The sequence below is a fragment of the Sanguibacter sp. HDW7 genome (assembly GCF_011300875.1).
GTDB lineage: Bacteria > Actinomycetota > Actinomycetes > Actinomycetales > Cellulomonadaceae > Flavimobilis.
This window is the reverse complement of sequence record NZ_CP049862.1, coordinates 2,471,947-2,487,689: the sequence shown is the minus strand read 5'-3', so window position 1 is coordinate 2,487,689 and position 15,743 is coordinate 2,471,947. Positions and strand designations below refer to the sequence as shown.

Genomic DNA, 15,743 nt, shown 5'->3' with positions numbered 1-15,743 from the left:
GCGGGGTCATCCCACGGTCGTACGGGGCTCAGGTTCCGGGAGTGACGAGCCCGGTCTCGTAGGACGTGACGACGGCCTGGACACGGTCGCGCGCGCCGAGCTTGGCGAGGATCCGGCCGACGTGCGTCTTGACGGTGGCCTCGGCGACGAAGAGGTCTGCGCCGATCTCCGTGTTGGACCGGCCGCGCGCCATGAGGACGAGGACCTCGCGCTCGCGCTCCGTGAGGGACGCGATGCGGGGGTCGTCGCCGGGCTCGGCGACGGCGGGCGCGGGCAGCGCCCCCGCCATGTGCTCGATGAGGCGGCGCGTGCTCGACGGCGCGATGACGGCGTCGCCACGGTGGACCGTGCGGATGGCCGCGAGCATCTCCTCAGGAGGGGCGTCCTTGAGGAGGAAGCCGCTCGCACCCGCGCGGATGGCCTCCATGACGTACTCGTCGAGGTCGAACGTCGTGAGCACGATGATGCGCGGCTGCCGGTCCGCGGGCAGGCGGGCGTGCCACGCCTCGGTGAGGCGGGCGGTCGCGGAGAGCCCGTCGAGCTCGGGCATGCGGACGTCCATGAGGACGACGTCGACAGGGTGGTCGACGAGGAGGCGGACGGCCTGGGCGCCGTCGCCGGCCTCGAGCGTCACCGTGAGGTCCGGCTGGGAGTCGATGACCATGCGGAAGCCCGCGCGGACGAGCTGCTGGTCGTCGACGAGGGCGACGCGGATCGCGTCGGGCGCGGGGTCGAGGGTCACGCGGGCTCCTGGGTCGGGTCAGGGTGGTGGGGTGGTCGGGGTGGTGCGGGCGGGGCCGGGACGGGTCGTGCCGGCGGGGCCAGGACGTGTGGCGCCGGGGCGGTCGGTGCAGGCGGTGCCGGGACGGCAGACGGCCCGCCCGGCAGGGGAAGCTCGAGGTGGACGCGGAACCCGCCGCCGGGGCGAGGGCCCGCCGTGAGCGTCCCTCCGAACATCGTGGCACGTTCGCGCATGCCGAGGAGGCCCTGGCCCGCACCGTCGCTGCCGGCGGACGCGCCGCGGCCGTCGTCGGAGACGTCGAGCGTGAACGTCGTCGTGCCCCAGCTCGCGAGGACCGTGACGCTCGGGCCGGGCCCCGCGTGCTTGAGGACGTTCGTGAGCGACTCCTGGCACACGCGGTAGACCGCGAGGCCGACGCCCGGAGGCAGCGCGCGCGGCGTGCCCATGCGCACGAACGAGACGTCGAGGCCCGTCGCACGCACCTGCGCGACGAGCTGTTCGAGGTCGCCGGTCGCGGGCTGCGGGTTGCGCTCGCCGGGGGGCGAGCCCGCGGCGCTGCCGGCTGCGGGCGTGCCGGCTGCGGGCGTGCCGACCCCGCCGCCCGGGAGCGGCGCAGTGGGACGTGCGACGTCCGGCTCGCGCAGCACGCCGAGGAGCCGGCGCATGTCCGCGAGGGCGTCGCGGCCCGTGTTCGCGATCGTCCCGAGGACGCGCTCGCCTGCGGCCGGGTCCTGTCGGACGACGTACCTGCCGCCGTCCGCCTGCGCGATGATGACAGATAGAGAATGGGCGACGATGTCGTGCATCTCGCGGGCGATGCGCGTGCGCTCCGCGGCGGTCGCGATGCGGGCCTGCTGGTCGCGCTCGACCTCGAGCCGCTCGGCGCGGTCGATGAGCGCCGCGAGGGTGTCCTTGCGCGCGCGGCGCGTGAGAGCGAAGCCCCACACGGCGAGCTCGGCGAGCAGCATGAGCATGAACGTGAAGAAGGCGCCGACGAGGTCGCCGGCGCCGTACCAGCCGGAGCTCACCCACGTGACGACCGCCCACAGCGCGGCGCCGACAGCGGCCGAGAACATCGCGGTGCGGTACGCCCAGCGCGGCCCGTGGACCGTCACCGAGTACAGGGCGGCGAGGACCGCGAGCATCCCAGGGTTGCCGGAGCTCGCCCTGTCGCTCAGCGTGAAGAGGAGCCCCACCGAGAAGACCGTGACGACGGACGTCACGGGGAAGCGGCGACGCACCGCGAGCGGCGCGATGAAGAGGAACGCCCAGAGGCCGTACTCCGTGCCCGCGCCGCCGACGACCCAGATGAAGAGGAGCACGAGCATCGTCCAGGCGATATCGATCTTCAGCGCGTTGCGCTCCCACGACTGCTGGAGGCGCTGCCACCAGGAGACGGGGCGATCAAGGTCGGGCACCTGCCCAGCGTAGGTCGTGGGACACGCGGGCTGCGTCATCCTGCGGGACGAGCGTCGTCCGCGAGGGTCCTCCGGACGGCTGACGTCGTGACGCCGCGACGTGATGCTCACGACATCCAGGTCGACGAACCTGCGTCACGGCACGAACTTGGCAAGTCCATGACCTAGCATGGGGGAATGACGAACGTGCTTCTTGCCGAGGACGACCCGGCGATCAGCGAGCCGCTCGCGCGCGCGCTCACCCGTGAGGGCTATCACGTCATCGTCCAGGGGACTGGGCAGGGGGCTCTGCAGAGCGCGACGGACGTCGACCTCGTCGTCCTCGACCTCGGTCTCCCGGACATGGACGGCCTCGACGTCGCCCGCGCCATCCGCGCCCAGGGTCTGACGACCCCGGTCCTCGTGCTCACGGCCCGCGCCGACGAGGTTGACCTCGTCGTGGGCCTCGACGCAGGGGCCGACGACTACGTCACGAAGCCCTTCCGTCTCGCCGAGCTCCTCGCCCGCGTCCGTGCGCTCCTGCGCCGCACGCACGGCGAGGTCGAGGCCGAGGACGAGATCCGCGGCCAGGACGTCCGCGTCGACGTCGCGGCCCACCGAGCCTTCCAGGGCGACCGCGAGCTGCACCTCACGACGAAGGAGTTCGACCTCCTGCGCGTGCTCGTCGCGAACGTCGGCACCGTCGTCGTGCGTGACACGCTCATGCGCGAGGTCTGGGGCTCGGAGCTCGTCGGCTCGACGAAGACCCTCGACATGCACGTGTCGTGGCTGCGCCGCAAGCTCGGTGACGACGCCAACTCGCCGCGCTACATCTCGACCGTGCGCGGCATGGGATTCCGGTTCGAGACCGGGACCCGCTGAGCCCCGCCCGCTGACCGAGCCTCCGGATGCGCCGCCGTCTCATCCTCGCGACCCTCTCTGCGGTCGCGGTCGCGGTGCTGCTCCTGGGCTTTCCTCTCGCGTTCCTCGGCGCCCAGCTCGTCAAGGACAACGAGGTGCGCGAGCTGCAGATCCGCGCGCAGAACATCGCGCGCGTGGTCGACGGTCGCGTCGCCCGTGACGCCGAGCTCACGCCCGACATGCTCGACGGCTACGTCGGGGGCAACGGGCGGCTCTCGGCGTACATCCACGTCATCGGCCCGGCGGGCGAGGTCATCGAGGCAGGCGAGCCGGTCTCGGGTCGCGTGACGAAGACGCTTGCGCTCTCGGACTCCAAGGCGATCGTCGAGGTCCGCGTCTCGTCGTGGGACCTCTACGTGCGCTCTGCCCAGATCATCGTGCTCGTCGGTGTCGCTGCCGTCGTCGCGGTCGGCGCGGGGATCGTCGTCGCGATCTGGCAGGCCAACCGTCTCGCGGCGCCGCTCCTCTACCTCTCGGCGTCCGCCGAGCAGATCGGCTCGGGCCAGACGCGCCCGCGCCTCGAGCCGTCGGGCATCGAGGAGATCGACCTCGTCGCGGCCGAGCTCGCGCGCTCGTCGGACCGCCTCGCCAAGCGGCTCGCGGTCGAGCGGCAGTTCGCCTCGGACGCCTCCCACCAGCTCCGCACACCCCTCACCGCGCTGACGATGCGCATCGAGGAGATGTCGCTGGCCGCGCCGGACAACGAGGTCGTCCAGGAGGAGGCGCGGATCTCCCTCGAGCAGATCGAACGCCTCGTCACCGTCGTCGACGACCTCCTCTCGCGCACGCGCCGCTCGCTCGGCGGCAACAACGAGGCCGTCGTCCTCGCGGACGTCGTCGCGCAGCAGGTCGAGGAGTGGGGGCCCACCTACAGCGCGCTCGGCCGCCGCCTCGTCGTCGACGTCGACCCCGCGACGACCGTCCTCGCGACCCCGGGCAGCCTCGCGCAGATCATCGCGACGCTCGTCGAGAACTCCATCAAGCACGGCGGTGGCACGTCGACCGTCCGCTCGCGGCTCGGCACGAGCGGCGCCGTCGTCGTCGAGGTGAGCGACGAGGGTCCGGGCGTGCCCGACGACCTCGCGCCCCACATCTTCGAGCGCGAGGTGACCTCGGGTGCCGGCACGGGCCTCGGCCTCGCGCTCGCCCGCGACCTCGCCGCGGCCGACGGCGCGCGGCTCGAGCTCTCGCAGCGCCGCCCGCCCGTCTTCTCGCTCTTCCTCGTCGGCGTGCCCAAGTCGCTCGACCCCGAGGTCGTCCTGCCCGTCGGGTCGGTCGTCTCCTCGGGCTGGAGCCGGCGCCGCCGACCGCCCACATGACCGTTCACCGGCCACGTACGGGACTTCCCGCACAACGCGCACCGGGCGCCCGGGGCTAGGCTCGTCCCATGCTTTCGACCGTCACGTCCGTCTACCGGGTCCTGCGCGACTTCGTCGTCACCAGGTTCTGGGAGCTCCTGCGCTTCGGTTCGGTCGGGGGCGTCGCCTTCCTCGTCGACATGGGCGTGTTCAACCTGCTCGTCCACGGGCCCGGCGAGATCCTCGGGCACAAGCCGCTCGTCTCCCGTGGCATCGCCGTCGGCGTCGCGACGATCGTCGCGTGGATCGGTAACCGGTACTGGACGTTCACGGCGCGCAAGACGTCCAACCGTGTGCGGGAGTTCGCAGGCTTCGCCGTCGTCAACGTCGGCGGCCTCCTCATCTCGGTCGGCTGCCTCGCGTTCTCGCGGTACGTCCTCGGGCTCTCGAGCGTCGTCGCTGACAACGCGGCCAACATGGTCGGCCTCGTCCTCGGCATGATCTTCCGGTACTTCGCGTACCGCGCGTTCGTCTTCACGGAGCCCCACGACGGCGAGGGCGGCGGCGCAGGCGCCGCGGGCAGTGCGACGGCGTCCGACGCCGTTCACGGCAGTGACGGCCCCGCATCGCACGCCGCGGAGCGCGGCTCCGACCACGCCGACGCCGCGCCGTCCCGTGGGGCGGTCACCCCGCAGGCCTCCCTCTAGCCTCGCGTACCCTTGGGGACCGTGAGAGCACCGGTCGTGGCAGTCGTGGGTGGGGGCCAGCTGGCCCGGATGATGGCTCCGGCCGCGGGCGAGCTGGGGGTGCATCTCCGCGTCCTCGTCGAGGCCACTGACTCCTCGGCCGCTCAGGTCGTCGCGGACGCCCCCGTGGGTGCCGCGTCCGACGCTGACGCCGTGCGCGCGCTCGTCGCCGGCACGTCGGGCGCCCTCGCGACCGACGCGGGCCGTGCCCGCGCCGACGTCCTCACCTTCGAGCACGAGCACGTGCCCTTCGGCCTGCTCGACGAGATCGCCGCGGGCGGCGTCCCCGTCCACCCGGGCCCCGCCGCGCTCGTCCACGCGCAGGACAAGATCGTCATGCGCGAGCGTCTCACCGCGCTCGGTGTGCCCTGCCCCCGCTGGGCGCCCCTGCCGACCGACCCGGACGCCGGCAGGGCCGCGCTCGCCGCGTTCCTCGCCGACGGCGACGGTACGGCCGTCGTCAAGACGAGCCGCGGTGGCTACGACGGTAAGGGAGTGCGCGTCGTGCGCTCCGCGGACGAGGTCGACGACTGGTTCGCCGCCGTCGCCGCGGGCGGCCCCGCGCTGCTCGTCGAGGAGCGCGTGCCGTTCGTCCGCGAGCTCGCCGCGCTCGTCGCCCGACGCCCCTCGGGCGAGGTCGCGACGTACCCCGTCGTCGAGTCGGTCCAGCGCGACGGCGTGTGCTCCGAGGTCGTCGCCCCCGCCCCGGACCTCTCGGCCGAGCTCGAGGCCGAGGCCCGCAGCATCGCCGAGACCGTCGTCTCGGGGCTCGGCGTCACGGGCGTCCTCGCCGTCGAGATGTTCGAGGTCGACGGCCGCGTGCTCGTCAACGAGCTCGCGATGCGCCCCCACAACTCCGGTCACTGGACGATCGACGGCGCCGTGACGAGCCAGTTCGAGCAGCACCTGCGGGCCGTCCTCGACCTGCCGCTCGGCGACACCTCGCCGCGCGCCCCGTGGACCGTCATGGCGAACGTCCTCGGCTCGAGCCTCGACGAGCTCACCGACGCCCTGCCCGCGATCCTCGCCGCCGACCCCGGCGCGCGCGTCAACCTCTACGGCAAGTCCGTGCGCCCCGGCCGCAAGCTGGGCCACGTCAACGTCACGGGCGACGACCTCGACGACGTGCGTCGTCGCGCTGTCGCCGCTGCTGCGCTGCTGCGCGGCGAATGACCACCCGCCCAGTCCCGACCGCCCTGGAGAACCCCATGAGCAATGCAACCGCCCCCGTCGTCGGCATCGTCATGGGGTCCGACTCCGACTGGCCCGTCATGCGTGCCGCCGCTGAGGCCCTCGCCGAGTTCGACGTGCCCGTCGAGGTCGACGTCGTCTCCGCGCACCGCATGCCCACCGAGATGATCGACTACGGTCGCGACGCCTCCGCCCGCGGCCTGCGCGTCATCATCGCGGGTGCCGGGGGAGCGGCCCACCTGCCGGGCATGCTCGCGGCCGTCACCGAGCTGCCCGTCATCGGCGTGCCCGTGCCCCTGAAGTACCTCGACGGTATGGACTCGCTCCTCTCGATCGTCCAGATGCCCGCGGGCGTGCCCGTCGCGACCGTCTCGGTCGGCGGAGCCCGCAACGCGGGCCTGCTCGCCGCGCGCATCCTCGCCTCGGGCACCGACGAGGCGGCCGAGGTCCTGCGCGCGCGCATGCGCGGGTTCCAGGAGGAGCTGCGCGACCAGGCACAGGCCAAGGGCGCAGCCCTCCGTGAGGCGTTCGCGCGCGGAGAGTGAGCGGGTCCGCTACTCCGCAGACTTCTCGGTGACGAGGCCGTCCCCGTCGTAGCGGCCCGGCGCGAGCGTGCCGTCACGCACGGCGTCCCAGAATTCCGTGGCGCCCTTCGGGTCGAGCAGCACGGTCGAGCCCGCGCCGCCGCCCGGGCGGTAGTCGACGTTCGCGACGGGCGGCGTGCCCGTGATCCCGCCCTCGCCCGTCGCCGAGCGGAAGGCGAGCGCGAGCCGGCCGAGGTCGGTGATGCTCGTGCCGTCGTCGGCCGCGATCGCGCCGAGGCCCGCGTCGATGAGGTCGACCTGCTTGCCGGGGTTGACGACCGTGCCGAAGTTCGCGGCCTTCTTCGTCACCGCGCCGATGAGCTGGCGCTGGCGCTCGGCCCGCCCGAGGTCGCCCTTCGGGTCCGCGTAGCGCATGCGGACGAAAGCGAGAGCCTTCTTGCCGTCGACGTCGTGGCAGCCCGGGTTCCAGTTGAGGCCCGAGCGCTTGTCCCGCACCTTGTAGTCGAGGCAGAGGTTGACGCCGCCGACCGCGTCGACGAGCTCCTTGACCCCGCCGAGGCCGATCTCGACGTAGTGGTCGACGGTGAGACCCGTGAGGCCTTCGACCGTCGAGACGAGCAGCTCGGGGCCGCCGTACGCGTAGGAAGCGTTGAGCTTGCGGCCGCCGTGGCCCGGGATCTCGACGAACGTGTCGCGCGGCAGGCTCACGAGAGCGTTCGGGCCCTTGTCGGGCACGTGGAGCAGCATGATCGTGTCGGTGCGAGCGCCCGCCGTGCCGTCGGCCGCGATCGCGCCGTCCTCACGGGAGTCCGAGCCCGCGAGCAGGTACGTCGTGCCGTCGGTCGCGGCCGCGCCGGAGAGCGCGGCGACGTGCGTGATCTTGCCGTTCGCCCAGAGGCCCAGCCCGACGGGCCACGCGACGAGGCCGACGAGCGCGAGGACCGCGACGACCGCCGCGATGCGTCCCGGACGCAGCCGGAGCCGGCCCCCTGAGGGAGGCCCGCCAGCGACGATGTCGTCGTCGCCGGCGGTCGATGCGTCGACGGGCAGGGCGACCGGACGCACCGAGGTCGGGCGTGCGGACCCCGGCCCCGAGGACCCGGGACGCCCTGACGGGGCGGGCGTGCCGGGACGGACGCCCGGCCGGGGGCCGCTCGCGGTGCTCGACGAGACCGTGCGGCGGGGCGCCGCGGCGGCGGCGCCCGTCGGACGTGCGCCGTCGGAAGAAGGGCGGGACGAGGCGGTCGAGCGCGGCTGGACCGATGCCGGCCGGGACTCGCCCTCGCCGGTGCGGGCCACGCGCGGCGTCCCACCCGACGTCGGGCGTCGCGTCGGACGCGCCGGGACGTGGGCGACGGGACCGTTGGCACCGCCGACGGGGACCGCGCCGTCGTCCGAGGCCGGACGTGACGCGCCGGCGCCCTGCGGGGAGAAGCTGGGAGGGGGCGAACCCTGCGGGCGCCCGGTCCTGTCCGTCATACGGGCACCGTCGACGAACCGGTCACGTCGCGCGTGGCAGGGCTGAGGGAGCGGAACGGGCAGGTCACCCGTCGATCCTAGGACGGACGTCGGCGACGGGCCGGGTGGGTCCGGGGCCGCCGGGTGAGAGAACTGTGGAGATGGTCGCTCAGGCGTCGGCGCGGCCCGGAGCCTCGGGCGCGGGGCCGTCGGAGGGCTCGGGCAGGGCGCCGTCGGACTCCGCAGCGTCGGGCGCGTGGGCCACGTCCGCGACGTCGGTCGCGACCGAGGCGGCGTCGGGGACGAGACCCGCGTCGACGAGACCCGCACGGGCGAGCGTGAGCTCGCGCGCGAGCGCCGTGAGCTGCGACTGCATGCGGTTCATGCGCCGGAACGACGTCGCGATGAAGCTGAGGAACGCGATGACGAGCCCGTAGAGGAGCAGGTCCGCGCCACGGCCGACACCGATGAGGTTCGCGAGCCGCGAGAGGATCGACGGGAAGAGGACCGACGCTGCCGCCGCAAGGATGAACGCGACGAGCAGCAGCCGGCGGATCGCCTGGTGGCGCGCGTCCCCCGTCGACCGGTTGAGGACGACCGCGACCCAGCCGATCGCGGCGAGGAGGATGATCTGGATGAGCACGACGCCGCCTTACCGGAACACGAGGTCGACGAGGATGTTCACCGAGTTCCACAGCGACTGGCCCTTGCCGCGCGAGTAGTCGGTGTAGAGGACGTGCACCGGGTGCTCACGCCACGGCAGGCGTGTGCGGCCCAGCTGGAGGACGATCTCGCTCGCGTGCGCCATGCGGTCCTGCCGCAGCCGCACGCCCCGCGCCGCGTCCGCACGCATGACGCGCAGCCCGTTGTGCGCGTCCGTGAGACGCAGACCCGTCGACTGGTTGGTGAACCAGACCGCGACCTTGAGGACGAGCCGCTTGAGCAGGCCCGCGTCCGTGCGGTCGTCGAGGAAGCGCGAGCCGAAGACGATCGCGACGTCCTCGCGGCGCGCGAGGTCGACCATGTCCGCCGCGTCCTCGACCCGGTGCTGGCCGTCCGCGTCGAACGTCACGACGTAGCGCGCACCGCGCGAGAGCGCGTACGTGATGCCCGTCTGCAGCGCCGCGCCCTGACCGAGGTTGACGGGGTGCTCGAGCACCCGCGCGCCTGCCGCGCGGGCGACCGCCGCCGAGGCGTCGCGCGAGCCGTCGTCGACGCAGACGACGTGCGGGAACGTCGGCAGGACGCCGCGTACGACGTCGCCCACGACGGCTGCCTCGTTGTAGAGGGGGACGACGAGCCACGCATCGTCGACGGGAGGGCGGCTCATGCCTGCCATTGTGTCATCCGGGCCTGGTCGTGTGGACGATCGTCCTCCGGACGGAGCCTTCGCGGCGGTAGTCTGGCCGAGGTCGGCTCTCCGACCGGCGCGCGAGCGCGCCCCCGCGACACCCCCTGGACGGAGCTGGAATGGCAGTGCGCATCGCGCCGAGCGCCGACGTGTCGGACGAGGCCACGATCGGTGAGGGCAGCTCGGTCTGGCACCTCGCCCAGGTCCGCGAGCAGGCCGTGCTCGGCGAGGGCTGCATCGTCGGACGCGGCGCCTACATCGGCACGGGTGTCCGACTCGGCGACAACTGCAAGGTGCAGAACTACGCGCTCGTCTACGAGCCCGCCGAGCTCGGCGACGGCGTCTTCGTCGGCCCCGCGGCCGTCCTCACCAACGACCAGTACCCGCGCGCCATCAACCCTGACGGCTCGCTCAAGGACGCGTCCGACTGGCACGCCGTCGGCGTCACCATCGGCACCGGCGCCTCGATCGGCGCACGCGCCGTGTGCATCGCCCCCGTGACGATCGGCGCCTGGGCGACCGTCGCCGCGGGAGCCGTCGTCTCCCGCGACGTGCCTGCCCACGCGATCGTCCGCGGCGTGCCGGCCCGTCAGGTCGGCTGGGTCGGACACGCCGGTCACCCCCTGGTCGCCGAGGGCGACCGTTTCCGCTGCCCCGCGACCGGCCGGCTGTACGAGCCCGCCGGCGACACCATCAGAGAGGTCGAGAACGCATGAGCGAGCTGGAGTTCATCCCCCCGGCGAAGCCGATCATCGGCGACGACGAGCGGGCCGCGGTCGATCGCGTCATGCGATCGGGCATGGTCGCGCAGGGCCCCGAGGTCGTCGCGTTCGAGAAGGAGTTCGGCGCGCACATGGTCGCGGGGCGCGAGTGCGTCGCCGTGTCCTCGGGCACCGCGGGCCTCCACCTCGGCCTGCTCGCCGCAGGCATCGGCCCGGGCGACGAGGTCCTCGTGCCGTCGTTCACGTTCGCCGCGACCGGCAACTCCGTCGCGCTCACGGGCGCGACGCCCGTGTTCGTCGACATCGAGCCCGAGACCTTCGCGATGGACCCGGCCGCCGCCGCGGCCGCGATGACCGAGCGCACCGCGGGCATCATGCCCGTCCACCTCTACGGCCACCCCTTCGACGCACCCGCCTTCCAGGCGCTCGCCGCCGAGCGCGGCGTCCAGCTGTTCGAGGACGCCGCGCAGGCCCACGGCGCGAGCCTCGGCGGCGCGAAGGTCGGCACGTTCGGCTCGTTCGCGATGTTCAGCCTCTACCCGACGAAGAACATGACCTCGGGCGAGGGTGGCATGGTCTCGTGCGCCGACCCGACGGTCGCGCGCAACGTCCGCCTGCTGCGCAACCAGGGCATGGAGACGCAGTACGCCAACGAGGTCATCGGCTTCAACAACCGCATGACCGACATCCACGCCGCGATCGGCCGCGTCCAGCTCGGCAAGGTCGACGCGTGGACCGCCCAGCGCCAGGCGAACGCCGCGTTCCTCGACGCCGGTCTCGCCAGTGTCGCGGGCGTCGTCGTGCCGCCCGTCCGCGAGGGCGCCGTGCACGTCTACCACCAGTACACGATCCGCATCGACGGGTCGACGGGCGCCGAGCGCGACGCCGTCGTCGCCGCGCTGCGCGCCGAGCACCAGGTCGGCTCGGGCGTCTACTACCCGATCCCCAACCACCGCCTGCCCTCGCTCGCGCACTTCGCGCCCGGCCTCGAGCTGCCCGAGACCGAGCGGGCCGCGCGCGAGGTCATCTCGCTGCCGGTGCACCCCTCGCTCACGGCCGAGCACCTCGAGCGGATCGTCGCGGGCGTCGCGGCCGTCATGACGGCGGGTGCGTGATGGCGAACCTCCGTGCCGGCGTCATCGGCATCGGCGCCATGGGGCGCCACCACGTCCGGGTCTTCCGTGAGATGGACGGCGTCGACCTCGTCGCCGTCGCCGACCCGGGCGGCGACCCGTTCCGCGTCGCGGGCGACCTCGAGGTGCTGCCCGACGCGGCCGCGCTCGCGGCCGCCGGCATCGACCTCGCTGTCGTCGCCGTGCCCACACGCTTCCACGAGGAGACCGCGCTGACGCTCGCCGCCGCGGGCGTCCACACGCTCGTCGAGAAGCCCGTCGCGGCCGACGTCACCGCGGGTGAGCGCATGGCGCGTGCGTTCGAGGACGCGGGGCTCGTCGGCGCCGTCGGGCACATCGAGCGGTACAACCCCGCGATCCAGGAGGTGCGCCGCCGCATCGCCGAGGGCCAGCTCGGCGAGGTCTACCAGATCTCGACGCGCCGCCAGGGTCCGTTCCCGGCGCGCATCGCGGACGTCGGCGTCATCCTCGACCTCGCCTCCCACGACATCGACCTCACGGCGTGGGCCGCGCAGTCGACGTACACGACGGTCTCGGCGCAGACCTCGTTCCGCTCGGGGCGTGAGCACGAGGACATGGTGCTCATCACCGGGCGCCTCGCCAACGGCGTCAACGTCAATCACACGATCAACTGGCTCTCGCCCATGAAGGAGCGCCTGACGATCGTCGCCGGCGAGCGCGGCACGCTCATCGCCGACACCGCGACGGCCGACGTCACGTTCTACGAGAACGGTCGCGTGCAGACCGAGTGGGACGCCGTCGCGGCGTTCCGCGGCGTCGCCGAGGGCGATGTCACGCGCTACGCGATCGCCAAGCGCGAGCCGCTGCGCACCGAGCTCGAGGCGTTCCGCGACGCCGTGCTCGGTGGCGAGAACCGCACCGTGACGATGGCCGAGGGCCTCGCGACGCTGCGGGTCGCCGAGGCCGCGAAGCGCTCGGCGCAGACGCAGGAGACCGTCCGCCTGTGACGACCCCCGCGCACGACGACGCCGCGCACGACGACGGCACGCACGACGACGGCACGGGCGCCGCACCCTCGGGTGCGGCGCCCGTCGCCGCCCCCGGCCGCGAGGTCCGACGGCACGTCGTCCTCGCGACGCGCATCTTCGCGCCCGAGCCCGCGGCCGCGTCCTTCCGGCTCGAGGCGCTCGCGCGGGCGCTCGGCGCGGCGGACCCTGCGGCCCCCGGCGAGCTGCACGCCGTCACGGTGCTGACGACGTGGGCGCGGCGCGCCCAGCGTCTCCTCACGCGTGACGCCGACGAGGACCTGCGCGGCGCGCACGTGCGCGTCGAGCGCACCCCCGTCCTGCGCGACCGCACCGGCTACGTGCGCGGCTACCTCCCGTACCTGTCGTTCGACGTCCCGCTGCTCGTGCGGCTGCTCGCCGTGCCGCGGCCCGACGTCGTCGTCGCCGAACCACCGCCCACGACGGGCGCCGTCGTCCGCCTCGCCTGCGCCGTGCGGCGCGTGCCCTACGTCTACTACGCGGCCGACGTGTGGTCCGACGCGACGGCGGGCGACGGGTCCGTGCCCGGGCTCGTCACGCGCGTGCTCGCGGCCGTCGAGGGCTGGGCCATGCGCGGTGCGCGCGGCGTCGTCGCGGTGTCGCCCGACGTCGCCGAGCGCGTCGAGGCCCTCGTCGGCACCTCGTCCGGGGGCCGTGCGCGGCGCCGGCCCGAGGTCGTCGTCGTGCGCAACGGCGTCGACACGGACATCTTCCGGCCCGGGCTGCCGCGCCCGCAGGGCGCCCCCGGCCGCTACCTCGTCTACGCGGGCACGACGTCCGCTTGGCAGGGTGCCGACATCTTCGTGCGCGCCCTCGCGCGCGTCCGCGAGACCGTGCCGGGCGTCGAGCTCGTCGTCCTCGGCCAGGGCTCCGACTTCGAGACGCTGCGGGCGCTCGCCGCCGAGGTCGCCCCCGGTGCCGTCCACCTGCACCCCGTCGTCCCCGCGCCCGAGGCCGCCGCCTGGATCGGGAACGCCGCGGCGGCGCTCGTCTCCGTGCGCCCCGGCGTCGGCTACGACCTCGCGCTGCCGACGAAGACCTTCGCGGCCGCCGCGTGCGGCACGCCCGTCGTCTTCGCCGGGCCCGGCCCCGCCGTGCCGATCGTGCGCGAGCACGGCCTCGGCGAGGCCGTCGCGTACGACGTCGAGGAGGTCGCGGCCGCGATGGTCCGCGTCCTCGAGACCGGGGCCGACGCCGGACGCGCCGAGCGCCTCGCCGCCTGGGCGCGCGAGCATGCGAGCGTCGCGCACGTCGGTGCGAGCGTCGCCGCCCACGTGCGACGATGGCGCGACCGACGCGCAGCCGGCGCGACCACCGAGGACGGACGTTCGTGAAGCTCATCTGGCGCACCTGGCAGCGGCTCCTGCCGCTCCTGCCCGGCAGCGCGCAGCGGTTCCTGCGCCTCTACATGGTCGCCAACGCGTGCCTCTCGCTGCTCGACGTCGCCGCGCTCGCGCTCCTCGCCGTCACGCTCGCGCCCATGCTCTCGGGCGGCGACGCGTCCCTGCCGCTGCTCGGCGAGCTCGGGAACATCGCTGTCATCGGGATCGTCTCCGGGCTCATCCTCCTCAAGGGAGTGCTGTCCGTGACCCTCCAGTGGGTAGTCACACGACGCTTCGCGGCCTACGAGCTCGAGATCGGCGACCGCCTCTTCGACGCGTACATCCGCGCCCCCTGGACCGACCGGCTCTCACGCTCGACGTCGCAGCTCGTGCGGCTCGCCGACGTCGGCATCGCCAACGCGACCGCAGGCTTCCTCCTGCCCGTCGCCGGCCTGCCCGCGCTCGCCGCGACCTTCACGGCCGTGCTGCTCGTCCTCGTCGTCACCGAGCCGGTGACGGCCGCGATCACGCTCGTCTACCTCGGGCTCGTCGGGCTCCTGCTCTACCGGGTCGTCTCGCGCCGCTCCGTGCAGGCCGGGCGCGTCAACCGCGACTACTCCTTCCGCGTCGCGCGGCTCATGACGGAGATGGTCGGGGCGCTCAAGGAGATCACGCTGCGCGACAAGGCCGGCGAGGTCGCCGACGTCGTCCGCGCCAACCGCGGCCACACCGTGCGTGCGCGCGCCAACCTCTCGTTCCTCGCGGCCGTGCCGCGCTACGTCGTCGAGACCGCGATCGTCGGCGGGTTCCTGCTCGTCGGCGGCGCCTCCTACGTCATGGACGGGCCCGGTGCCGCGTTCGGGGCGCTCGCGATGTTCGGCGTCGCCGGCTTCCGCATGGTGCCCGCGATCACGGGCTTCCAGGCCGTCGTCGCGACGACCGCCGCGAACATCCCCAACGTCACCGCCGTCATCGGCGACATCGAGGCCGCCGAGGGCTATCTCCGCGCCGCCGAGACGGGCGGGCGCGAGCCGCTCGCGGGCGAGCCCACGCGCCTCACGCTCCGGGGCGTGGGCTTCACGTACCCCGGCTCGCACACCGAGGCGATCCACGACGTCGACCTCGACCTGCCGCTCGGCTCCTCGCTCGCGCTCGTCGGGTCCTCGGGCGCCGGCAAGTCGACCCTCGTCGACGTCCTCCTCGGCCTGCTCGTGCCGCAGAGCGGCACGATGCGCGTCGACGACCAGGACCTCGCCGACGTCCTCGCCGCATGGCGCGCGCGCGTCGGCTACGTGCCCCAGGACGTCGCGCTGTTCGACGGCAGCGTCGCGCAGAACGTCGCGCTCACGTGGACCGACGACATCGATCGCGACAAGGTCCGCGAGTGCCTCGCGAGCGCGCAGATGCTCGACGTCGTCGAGGCGCGCGAGGGCGGGCTCGACGCCCGCATCGGTGACCGCGGCATGGCCCTCTCGGGCGGGCAGCGGCAGCGCCTCGGCATCGCGCGAGCCCTGTACTCCGACCCGCTCGTGCTCGTGCTCGACGAGGCGACGAGCGCGCTCGACACGCAGACCGAGGCGTCCGTCGCGGCCGCGATCGCGGGCCTGCGGGGGCGCGTCACGCTCATCTCCGTCGCGCACCGGCTCTCGACGATCCGGCACTCCGACCAGGTGTGCTTCATGGCGGGCGGCACGATCGCGGCGCGCGGGACCTTCGAGGAGCTCGTCGCGGCCGTCCCCGACTTCCAGGAGCAGGCGGCGCTCGCGGGCCTCGCACCCCTCCCCGATGCGACGCCCTCTTCCGACGCACTCCTCCCCGACGGATTGACGGCTTCCGACCGTTCGACGGGTGGAACGCGTCAATCCGTCGCAGACGGCGACGACGGTGGGGGCGTCCGGCAGGATGGGTGA

Annotated in this window: 15 protein-coding genes; 10 read left to right on the top strand and 5 right to left on the bottom strand. The window is 73.8% G+C overall.

Annotated features, from left to right (window positions below; genetic code table 11):
* Window positions 1-28 precede the first annotated feature (28 nt).
* Window positions 29-742, bottom strand: a complete 714-nt coding sequence (locus tag G7063_RS11325) for a response regulator transcription factor (protein ID WP_166414485.1) — start codon at window positions 740-742, stop codon at window positions 29-31.
* A complete protein-coding gene (locus tag G7063_RS11320; RefSeq protein WP_240916051.1) occupies window positions 739-2,160 on the bottom strand; it encodes a sensor histidine kinase in 1,422 nt (473 codons plus the stop codon). Before G7063_RS11320 ends, G7063_RS11325 begins: the two co-directional genes overlap by 4 nt.
* A 177-nt stretch (window positions 2,161-2,337) precedes the next feature.
* Between G7063_RS11320 and G7063_RS11315 the strand changes: the two genes are divergently transcribed.
* The 5 genes from G7063_RS11315 (at window position 2,338) to purE (ending at window position 6,840) form a co-directional block, all read left to right on the top strand.
* Entirely contained in the window at window positions 2,338-3,021 is a 684-nt protein-coding gene (locus tag G7063_RS11315) for a response regulator transcription factor (protein WP_166414484.1), read from the top strand.
* Window positions 3,022-3,047: 26 nt separating this feature from the next.
* Window positions 3,048-4,379 (top strand): ATP-binding protein, encoded by a 1,332-nt coding sequence (locus G7063_RS11310; RefSeq protein ID WP_166414483.1) that lies wholly within the window; start codon window positions 3,048-3,050, stop codon window positions 4,377-4,379.
* Window positions 4,380-4,447: 68 nt separating this feature from the next.
* A complete protein-coding gene (locus tag G7063_RS11305; protein ID WP_206188142.1) occupies window positions 4,448-5,065 on the top strand; it encodes a GtrA family protein in 618 nt (205 codons plus the stop codon).
* A gap of 21 nt (window positions 5,066-5,086) precedes the next feature.
* Window positions 5,087-6,277, top strand: coding sequence for a 5-(carboxyamino)imidazole ribonucleotide synthase (locus G7063_RS11300; protein ID WP_166414482.1), 1,191 nt, complete (start codon window positions 5,087-5,089; stop codon window positions 6,275-6,277).
* A 35-nt stretch (window positions 6,278-6,312) separates the two neighbouring features.
* Window positions 6,313-6,840: a 5-(carboxyamino)imidazole ribonucleotide mutase gene (gene purE, locus G7063_RS11295; protein ID WP_166414481.1), complete on the top strand. Its 528-nt coding sequence runs from the start codon at window positions 6,313-6,315 to the stop codon at window positions 6,838-6,840.
* Window positions 6,841-6,849: 9 nt separating this feature from the next.
* On the opposite strand, the gene G7063_RS11290 is transcribed toward purE, so the two are convergent.
* The 3 genes from G7063_RS11290 to G7063_RS11280 form a co-directional block, all read right to left on the bottom strand.
* Entirely contained in the window at window positions 6,850-8,319 is a 1,470-nt protein-coding gene (locus tag G7063_RS11290; RefSeq protein ID WP_166414480.1) for an LCP family protein, read from the bottom strand.
* A gap of 148 nt (window positions 8,320-8,467) precedes the next feature.
* Window positions 8,468-8,941 (bottom strand): DUF2304 domain-containing protein, encoded by a 474-nt coding sequence (locus tag G7063_RS11285; RefSeq protein WP_206188141.1) that lies wholly within the window; start codon window positions 8,939-8,941, stop codon window positions 8,468-8,470.
* 9 nt (window positions 8,942-8,950) lie between these two features.
* Entirely contained in the window at window positions 8,951-9,628 is a 678-nt protein-coding gene (locus G7063_RS11280; RefSeq protein ID WP_206188140.1) for a glycosyltransferase family 2 protein, read from the bottom strand.
* 140 nt (window positions 9,629-9,768) lie between these two features.
* Here G7063_RS11280 and G7063_RS11275 point away from each other — a divergent pair, with 140 nt between their 5' ends.
* Genes G7063_RS11275 through G7063_RS11255 form a run of 5 tightly spaced genes read left to right on the top strand, consistent with a single transcriptional unit; the run spans window position 9,769 to window position 15,743 of the window.
* Window positions 9,769-10,365, top strand: a complete 597-nt coding sequence (locus G7063_RS11275) for an acyltransferase (RefSeq protein WP_166414478.1) — start codon at window positions 9,769-9,771, stop codon at window positions 10,363-10,365.
* On the top strand, window positions 10,362-11,486 hold the full coding sequence (locus tag G7063_RS11270) for a DegT/DnrJ/EryC1/StrS aminotransferase family protein (protein WP_166414477.1): 1,125 nt from the start codon (window positions 10,362-10,364) through the stop codon (window positions 11,484-11,486). Before G7063_RS11275 ends, G7063_RS11270 begins: the two co-directional genes overlap by 4 nt.
* Window positions 11,486-12,472 carry a Gfo/Idh/MocA family protein gene (locus G7063_RS11265; RefSeq protein WP_166415334.1) on the top strand — a complete coding sequence of 329 codons (987 nt, stop codon included), beginning with the start codon at window positions 11,486-11,488 and terminating at the stop codon, window positions 12,470-12,472. Before G7063_RS11270 ends, G7063_RS11265 begins: the two co-directional genes overlap by 1 nt.
* Entirely contained in the window at window positions 12,469-13,845 is a 1,377-nt protein-coding gene (locus G7063_RS11260; protein ID WP_240916050.1) for a glycosyltransferase family 4 protein, read from the top strand. Before G7063_RS11265 ends, G7063_RS11260 begins: the two co-directional genes overlap by 4 nt.
* Window positions 13,842-15,743: an ABC transporter ATP-binding protein gene (locus G7063_RS11255; protein ID WP_166414476.1), complete on the top strand. Its 1,902-nt coding sequence runs from the start codon at window positions 13,842-13,844 to the stop codon at window positions 15,741-15,743. Before G7063_RS11260 ends, G7063_RS11255 begins: the two co-directional genes overlap by 4 nt.

Bases quoted from the DNA above. Each gene is read 5' to 3' on its own strand.
- G7063_RS11290 (WP_166414480.1), bottom strand. From the start codon at position 8,319: ATGACGGACAGGACCGGGCGCCCGCAGGGTTCGCCCCCTCCCAGCTTC.
- G7063_RS11275 (WP_166414478.1), top strand. From the start codon at position 9,769: ATGGCAGTGCGCATCGCGCCGAGCGCCGACGTGTCGGACGAGGCCACG.
- G7063_RS11265 (WP_166415334.1), top strand. From the start codon at position 11,486: ATGGCGAACCTCCGTGCCGGCGTCATCGGCATCGGCGCCATGGGGCGC.
- G7063_RS11270 (WP_166414477.1), top strand. From the start codon at position 10,362: ATGAGCGAGCTGGAGTTCATCCCCCCGGCGAAGCCGATCATCGGCGAC.
- G7063_RS11305 (WP_206188142.1), top strand. From the start codon at position 4,448: ATGCTTTCGACCGTCACGTCCGTCTACCGGGTCCTGCGCGACTTCGTC.
- G7063_RS11310 (WP_166414483.1), top strand. From the start codon at position 3,048: ATGCGCCGCCGTCTCATCCTCGCGACCCTCTCTGCGGTCGCGGTCGCG.
- purE (WP_166414481.1), top strand. From the start codon at position 6,313: ATGAGCAATGCAACCGCCCCCGTCGTCGGCATCGTCATGGGGTCCGAC.
- G7063_RS11315 (WP_166414484.1), top strand. From the start codon at position 2,338: ATGACGAACGTGCTTCTTGCCGAGGACGACCCGGCGATCAGCGAGCCG.
- G7063_RS11280 (WP_206188140.1), bottom strand. From the start codon at position 9,628: ATGAGCCGCCCTCCCGTCGACGATGCGTGGCTCGTCGTCCCCCTCTAC.